Origin of the sequence: Spirillospora sp. NPDC046719, from assembly GCF_040645715.1 — a bacterium.
Taxonomy (GTDB): domain Bacteria; phylum Actinomycetota; class Actinomycetes; order Streptosporangiales; family Streptosporangiaceae; genus Spirillospora.
This window is the reverse complement of the sequence record NZ_JBEYYT010000515.1, coordinates 1-5,869: the sequence shown is the minus strand read 5'-3', so window position 1 is coordinate 5,869 and position 5,869 is coordinate 1. Positions and strand designations below refer to the sequence as shown.

Sequence of the window (5,869 nt, the reverse complement as noted above, 5' to 3'; positions counted from 1 at the left end):
AGTCCATCGCGAAGCGACGCCGAAGGCGCCCTTGACTTTGGAGGGGCGGCCCCGTACGCAAGCGCCACCCCACCACCCGAACACCCCTCTCGCCGTTTATCGCAAGACCCTTACATGGCCCGTCCGATACCCGATCAAGGTCAATGCGATGGCCTAGCGCAAGGCCGCCGCCGCTAACGCTTCCACGTTCATCACTCGAACGAGAAAGATAATGATTGCCTAATGTGCCTTGTGCTGCTTCAGCCTTAAGAGTGTTCGATGCCCGGCGCCCTAAGGAAGCCCTCAGTCTCTATCCACAGCCTGTGGATCCGAATCGCCGGGCTGGTGCAGACCAGGAGCGGAGTCACGCGCAGGCGCATAGACGACCTCCCGCTCTGATCATTTCAGGCCGTGGCAGCCGCCCCGTTCGTGGTGCCCCCGCTGGCCCCGCTGGCCCCTATGCCCGGCAGGGCCTGCAGGGCCTGGGGTAGGTCGGTGATGCCGTCGGAGGCCAGGAAGTGGCCGGCGCCGGGGACGATCTCGGCGGTCGTTCCGAGCAGGCGTGCGAGGCGGTCGGTGTGGCCGGTCGGGACGTACGGGTCCGCGTCGGAGCGGAGGATCGTGAGCCGGTCGACGTGGGCGGCGAGGCCCTCGACGTCGCAGCCGTCCGCGATGTAGGCGTCCAGTTCGGGGAGTGCGGGCAGCGGGTCGACGAAACCGGCGACGAGCACGAGGGCGCCGAGGCGCCACGGGGACGGGAGCGCGCGCAGGTAGCGCAGGACGGTGAGGCAGCCGAGGCTGTGCGCGACGATGACCGTGCCCTCGTCGGGGGTGCCGACGTCGGCGCGGACGGCGGCCGTCCACTCGGCGGGGTCGGGTGTCTCGGGGGTCGGGAGGGCCGGGATCGTGGTGGGGACGCCGGCCTGCCGGAGCCGCTCGGCGAGCCGGCCGAACCAGTGGTCCGCGGGGGTGGCGCCGTAACCGTGGATGATCGACGCGCGCCGCCCGGATGTCGGGGTCGTCATGCCACGGGACGGTAGGGCCTCACATCGGTGTGAGAGTCAAGCCGGCGGCAAGGCGGGCCTGATTTGGGTTGATTTCTTCGGGGATGAACGGGGGCGGCTAAGGAGGGACGGTGGCGGAGACGGGCGGGACGGCGTTCGTGCTGGGCGGCGGGGGCGTGCTCGGCGCGCACGAGGTGGGGATGCTGCGGGCGCTGGAGGAGGCCGGGGTGCGGCCCGACCTGGTGGTGGGGACGTCGATCGGGGCGCTGAACGGGGCGTTCGTCGCGGCGGACCCGGAGACGGCGGTGGGGCGGCTGACCGGGGTGTGGTCGGACGACGCGGCGCGGGAGGTGTTCGGGGCGCGGGTGTGGGAGCGGTTGTGGACGCTTGCGCGGTCGGGGACGCATCTGCATTCGGCGGAGCCGCTGCGGCGGATGCTGGACGGGATGCTGCCGGTGCGGGAGTTCGAGGAGATGGCGGTCCCGTTCCAGTGCGTCGCGGCGGGGATCGAGACTGCGATGGGGCACTGGTTCTCGCAGGGGCCGGTGATCCCGGCGGTGCTGGCGTCGTGCGCGGCGCCGGGGCTGCTGCCGCCGGTCGAGGTGGACGGGCGGCATTACTTCGACGGCGGGCTGGTGCACAGCATCCCGGTGGGGCGGGCGGTGTCGCTGGGCGCGACGAGGATCTACGTGCTGCAGGTGGGACGGGTCGAGCGGGCGCTGGTGCCGCCGCGGAGGCCGTGGGAGGTGGGGATGGTGGCGTTCGAGATCGCGCGGCGGCACCGGTTCTTCGAGGAGATGGCGGCGCTGCCGGACGGGCTGGAGGTGCACGTCCTGCCGGCGGGCGGGAAGCGGCAGAAGGCGGGCGTCGACTATTCGCAGATGCGGTACCGGGACGCCTCGGGGATCGCGGGGCATATAGAGCGGGCCTACGCGGCGTCGATGAGGTATCTCGAAGAGCAGGTGTGAGATGGTGCCTCCCCCCGTCGTCCGGCGTCTGGTCTGCACGCCGGTGCTGTTCCTGCTGACCTTGCTGGTGGTGGTCGCCTTCCCCGTCGTGTGGTTCTTCGGGGTGCTGTTCGGGAGGAGGCGCAGGCGGGTCGTCCGGTTCCTGTGGTTCGCGCTGGCGTGGGGGACGCGGGAGTCGGCGGCGGTGCTGGAGTGCGCGTGGCTGTGGTGCACGGGGCGCGGGCGCGACGAGCGGCATTACGACGTGATCCGCCGTTACGTGGCGGGCCTGTACGCGGTGGCGGGGCGGCGGCTCGGGCTGCGGGTCGAGGACGAGGGGAGCGGGGACGGGGCGAACGCGGACCGGCCGGTGATCGTCCTCAGCCGGCACGCGGGGCCGGGCGACGCGCTGATCCTCGTCCATCACCTGTTGACCGGGTACCGGCGGCGGCCGCGGGTGGTGATGAAGGGGGAGCTGCAGCTGGATCCGTGCATCGACATCGCGGCGAACCGGTTGCCGAACGTGTTCGTGGGGCGCGGCGGCGCGACGGAGCGGATCGGGCGGCTGGCGGAGGGCCTCGGGCCGCGGGACGCGCTGCTGATCTTCCCGGAGGGCGGGAACTTCTCGCCGGAGCGGCGGCGCCGGGCGATCCGGCGGCTGGCGCGCCGGCACCGGCGGCGCGACGCGGTCCGGGCGGCGCGGATGCGGAACCTGATGCCGCCGCGTCCCGGCGGCGTCCTCGCGGCGATCGACGCGGCGCCCGGCGCGGACGTGGTGTTCGTCGCGCACGTGGGCCTCGATCGGATGGCCTCGGTCCGGGACATCTGGCGGCGGGTGCCGCTGACGGAGCCGGTCCGCGCGCGGTGGTGGCGGATCGCCGCCGAGGACGTCCCGGAGGGGCGGGAGGCGCGGATCAACTGGCTGTACGCGCAGTGGGAGCGCGCGGACGCGTGGATCACGGCGAACCGGTGATCCCGATAAGCCGTTGACGCGGTCAATAGACTCCAGGGCATGGCGGACGAGGGGACGGTGCGGGTCGATCTGTGGATCTGGTCCGTCCGGCTGCTGAAGACGCGGTCGATGGCGACGACGGCCTGCCGCGCGGGGCACGTGCGGGTGAACGACGAGCGGGCGAAGCCGGCGACCGCGGTGAAGATCGGCGATGAGGTGCGGCTGCGGCACGACGGCCGGGAGCGGATCGTGGTCGTGCAGAAGATCGTCCGCAAGCGGGTGGGGGCGCCGGCGGCGGCCGAGTGCCTGATCGACAAGAGCCCGCCCCCGCCGCCGCGCGAGGCGCTGGTGCCGATCGGGCGCCGCGACCGGGGTGCGGGGCGCCCGACCAAGCGGGACCGCCGCGAGCTGGACCGGCTGCGGGCGCTGAACTCGACGCTGAGCCGGCCCCCGGCGGACTGACCCGGCCGCGCGGCGGTCCCCGGCGCGGCGCGGCTCAGACGCTGACGGCCTGGACGGCGGACCGGCCGATGACGCCGCCGTTCGCGGCGAGCGCCTCGGCGACGTCGCGCGGCGCGACGGGCATCGTGGCGGCCGTCTCGAATCCGGTGCGCCGGACCGTCGCGGCGGCCGTGAGGCGGGCCGCGTCCGCGTCGGTGAGGAACCGCCAGGCCGCGACGTCGGTGGCGCCGTTCCAGCTGACGTGCACCCGCATCCGGCCGCCGGACACCGACGCGACGGCGACGGCCGGTGCCGCCGCGGGCCGCGCGGACCAGGGCGAGCGGTACGCGCGGTAGGAGCCGGCCCCGGTCATCTCCATGACCGGGGTCCCGTCGCGGGGGCCGCCGATCGGCCGCAGGTCCGCGGTCACCTCGGGGTACGCGGTGAGCAGCGCGGTGCCGCGGTCGGTGAGCTGGAACTCGTGCAGGTCGCCGTCCATGCCGTCCCCGGCCCGGACCTCGGCGATCTTGCTGTAGGTGCGGTCGAGGACGATCCCGTTGCCGGCGCCGTGCCCTCCGGTGAGCCGCGCGCCCTCCCAGTAGGTCAGCACCGGGTCGCCCTTGTAGGTCTGCACGCGCAGGTCCGTGACGAGGTCGTTCGAGCCGCGGAACCATACCGGTTCGCCGTCGTCGTCGACGATGAGGGCGTCGGCCTGGTCGGTGCCGCGGAACGGCGCGACGGAACAGCAGCCCAGAGGCGACGGCCGGTCTACGTCCCCCGGTTCAGAGTTCGGTGAAAGAACCCTGAGAGGTTCCCGGCGGCCCGCCGGGTGCGAGGTGTCGGGCGCTTGGGCGCCTTGATGTGGAACGGGCTGGAAGCCTGTGGACAGGGCGGGCGGGGGTCTGTCACCATGCGGGCATGATCGATGAAAGGGGCGTCGCCGCCCGCATCCGATGAGCGGAGCCGTGCAGCGGGACGCTGCCGCCATCCGCGATGAATGGCTGGGCCGGGCGCTGTCCGCGCGGTCCGCCGACCGTCCGGCCGCCGAAGCGGCCATCTCCGGCCTCTACCGCCTGGCCGGACTCGATCCGCCCCGTTTCCACTGGGTTCCCTCGCCGCTCGCGGCCTTCGAGACCGTCCCGCCCGGCATGCGCCCGCGCCCGGACGGGCCGCACGTCTTCGACGGGCCCGCCGCGCGCGCACTCGCCGCCTCAGCGCTCGGCCTGCGCCTCGACCTCGACGACGTGATCAGGGGGCATAGCTCCGGCCTGGCCGGCCTGTTCCGGCAGCAGGTGCAGGTCTCGCTGGCCCGCTCGGTGCGGGACACGCTGGGGATGGCCGCGCGTGCGGCGCACGACCCGAAGCGCGCGGCGGCCACCTGGTACGAAAGGCTGTGCGTCTCCTGGTTCGCCTACTACGACGTCATGCGCCGGGTCGCGGGCGTTCCGTTCACGTCCGAGCAGGTCAGAGCCCTCGATCTGTGGGGGGCCGCGCTGACGTCGGCCGGCTGGTGGTGGCCGTACGAGGACGTGTGCGCGGTGTCCGAGCGGCCCGTCGCCGTCCGCACCGAGCCGTGCGGGGACGACGGCGAGGTGCGCCTGCACGCCCCGGACGGCCCGGCGATCCGCTACGCCGACGGCTGGGACGTGCACGTCTGGCACGGCACCCCGGTGCCGTCCTGGGTGGTCGGCGACCCGTCGCCGGAGCGCATCGACCGGGAGGCGAACGTCGAGGTCCGGCGGTGCGCGATCGAGCGCCTCGGCTGGCCCGCCTACATCGAGGGCGCCGGCCTGCGGCTCGTCGGCGCCGCGCCCGACCCCGGCAACCCGGGCTCCGAGCTGCGGCTCTACGACATGCGGCCGGACACCCGCGTGCTGCTGGCCGTCAACGGGTCGGTCGAGCGCGACGGGCGGCGCCGCCGGTACGGGCTGACCGTGCCGGGCGCGATCGCCGACCCGGTCGCCGCGGCGGCCTGGACGTACGGGCTGTCCGCCGAGCAGTACTCCCTCCTCGCCCGCCGAACCTGAAGGTGATGACCATGGAACAGACCCTCGCGTCCCTTTCCCGGCAGACCGGTGTCGCCGTGCTCGACCATCTGGAGCGGTCGATGCGCATCCCCGTCGTCGACGGCCTCCAGGCCCAGGGCGACCTGATCGTGATCCCGCTGGACGCCGTCGCGCCGGCGGTGCGGCCCGCGCCCGACGAGCCGGCGGGGTTCGGCCTCCCCAGCCGCTGGCGGGACGTCCCACCGGAGGGCGTCGAGTTGCTGCGCGCCGAGGCCGGCGGCAACACGCACACGCTCGTCGCGGAGCCGGGCACCTGCCGCTGGACGGCGACCGTGTTCGACGACACCCTCCTCGCGATCGGCGTGTTCACGGCCACGGAGGTCGTCTACCTGCTGCATCCCGAGCACGGCGCGTCGGGCTGCGCTCCGGGGACGTACGTCGTCCGGCGGCAGCGCGAGCACGACCGCCGCCGCGGCGGGATGCGCTTCGTCGCCGACTGACCGCCGAGTCGCGGCGTGCCGTCGTCATGGCGGCCCATGA

At 73.9% G+C, this 5,869-nt stretch carries 7 protein-coding genes; 5 read left to right on the top strand and 2 right to left on the bottom strand.

Translation table 11 applies throughout. The features are described 5' to 3' along the window. Positions 1 to 383: 383 nt before the first annotated feature. Positions 384 to 1,004 (bottom strand): RBBP9/YdeN family alpha/beta hydrolase, encoded by a 621-nt coding sequence (locus ABZ914_RS44710; protein ID WP_500200785.1) that lies wholly within the window; start codon positions 1,002 to 1,004, stop codon positions 384 to 386. Between the two features lie 110 nt (positions 1,005 to 1,114). Between ABZ914_RS44710 and ABZ914_RS44705 the strand changes: the two genes are divergently transcribed. Genes ABZ914_RS44705 through ABZ914_RS44695 form a run of 3 tightly spaced genes read left to right on the top strand, consistent with a single transcriptional unit; the run spans position 1,115 to position 3,344 of the window. Further along, entirely contained in the window at positions 1,115 to 1,951 is an 837-nt protein-coding gene (locus ABZ914_RS44705; protein WP_500200784.1) for a patatin-like phospholipase family protein, read from the top strand. Position 1,952: 1 nt separating this feature from the next. After that, complete coding sequence (locus tag ABZ914_RS44700) at positions 1,953 to 2,903, top strand: 1-acyl-sn-glycerol-3-phosphate acyltransferase (RefSeq protein ID WP_500200783.1); 951 nt, start codon at positions 1,953 to 1,955, stop codon at positions 2,901 to 2,903. A gap of 39 nt (positions 2,904 to 2,942) precedes the next feature. Further along, positions 2,943 to 3,344 carry an RNA-binding S4 domain-containing protein gene (locus ABZ914_RS44695; protein WP_190865006.1) on the top strand — a complete coding sequence of 134 codons (402 nt, stop codon included), beginning with the start codon at positions 2,943 to 2,945 and terminating at the stop codon, positions 3,342 to 3,344. Positions 3,345 to 3,378: 34 nt separating this feature from the next. On the opposite strand, the gene ABZ914_RS44690 is transcribed toward ABZ914_RS44695, so the two are convergent. Then, positions 3,379 to 3,957 carry an arylsulfotransferase family protein gene (locus ABZ914_RS44690; RefSeq protein WP_500200782.1) on the bottom strand — a complete coding sequence of 193 codons (579 nt, stop codon included), beginning with the start codon at positions 3,955 to 3,957 and terminating at the stop codon, positions 3,379 to 3,381. Between the two features lie 331 nt (positions 3,958 to 4,288). Here ABZ914_RS44690 and ABZ914_RS44685 point away from each other — a divergent pair, with 331 nt between their 5' ends. Both ABZ914_RS44685 and ABZ914_RS44680 read left to right on the top strand, forming a co-directional pair. Then, the gene (locus ABZ914_RS44685; protein ID WP_500200781.1) at positions 4,289 to 5,350 is read left to right on the top strand and encodes a DUF6745 domain-containing protein; all 1,062 of its coding nucleotides are present in this window, start codon (positions 4,289 to 4,291) and stop codon (positions 5,348 to 5,350) included. Between the two features lie 11 nt (positions 5,351 to 5,361). Further along, the gene (locus ABZ914_RS44680) at positions 5,362 to 5,829 is read left to right on the top strand and encodes a DUF8820 family protein (protein WP_500200780.1); all 468 of its coding nucleotides are present in this window, start codon (positions 5,362 to 5,364) and stop codon (positions 5,827 to 5,829) included. The last annotated feature ends 40 nt before the right edge of the window (positions 5,830 to 5,869 follow it).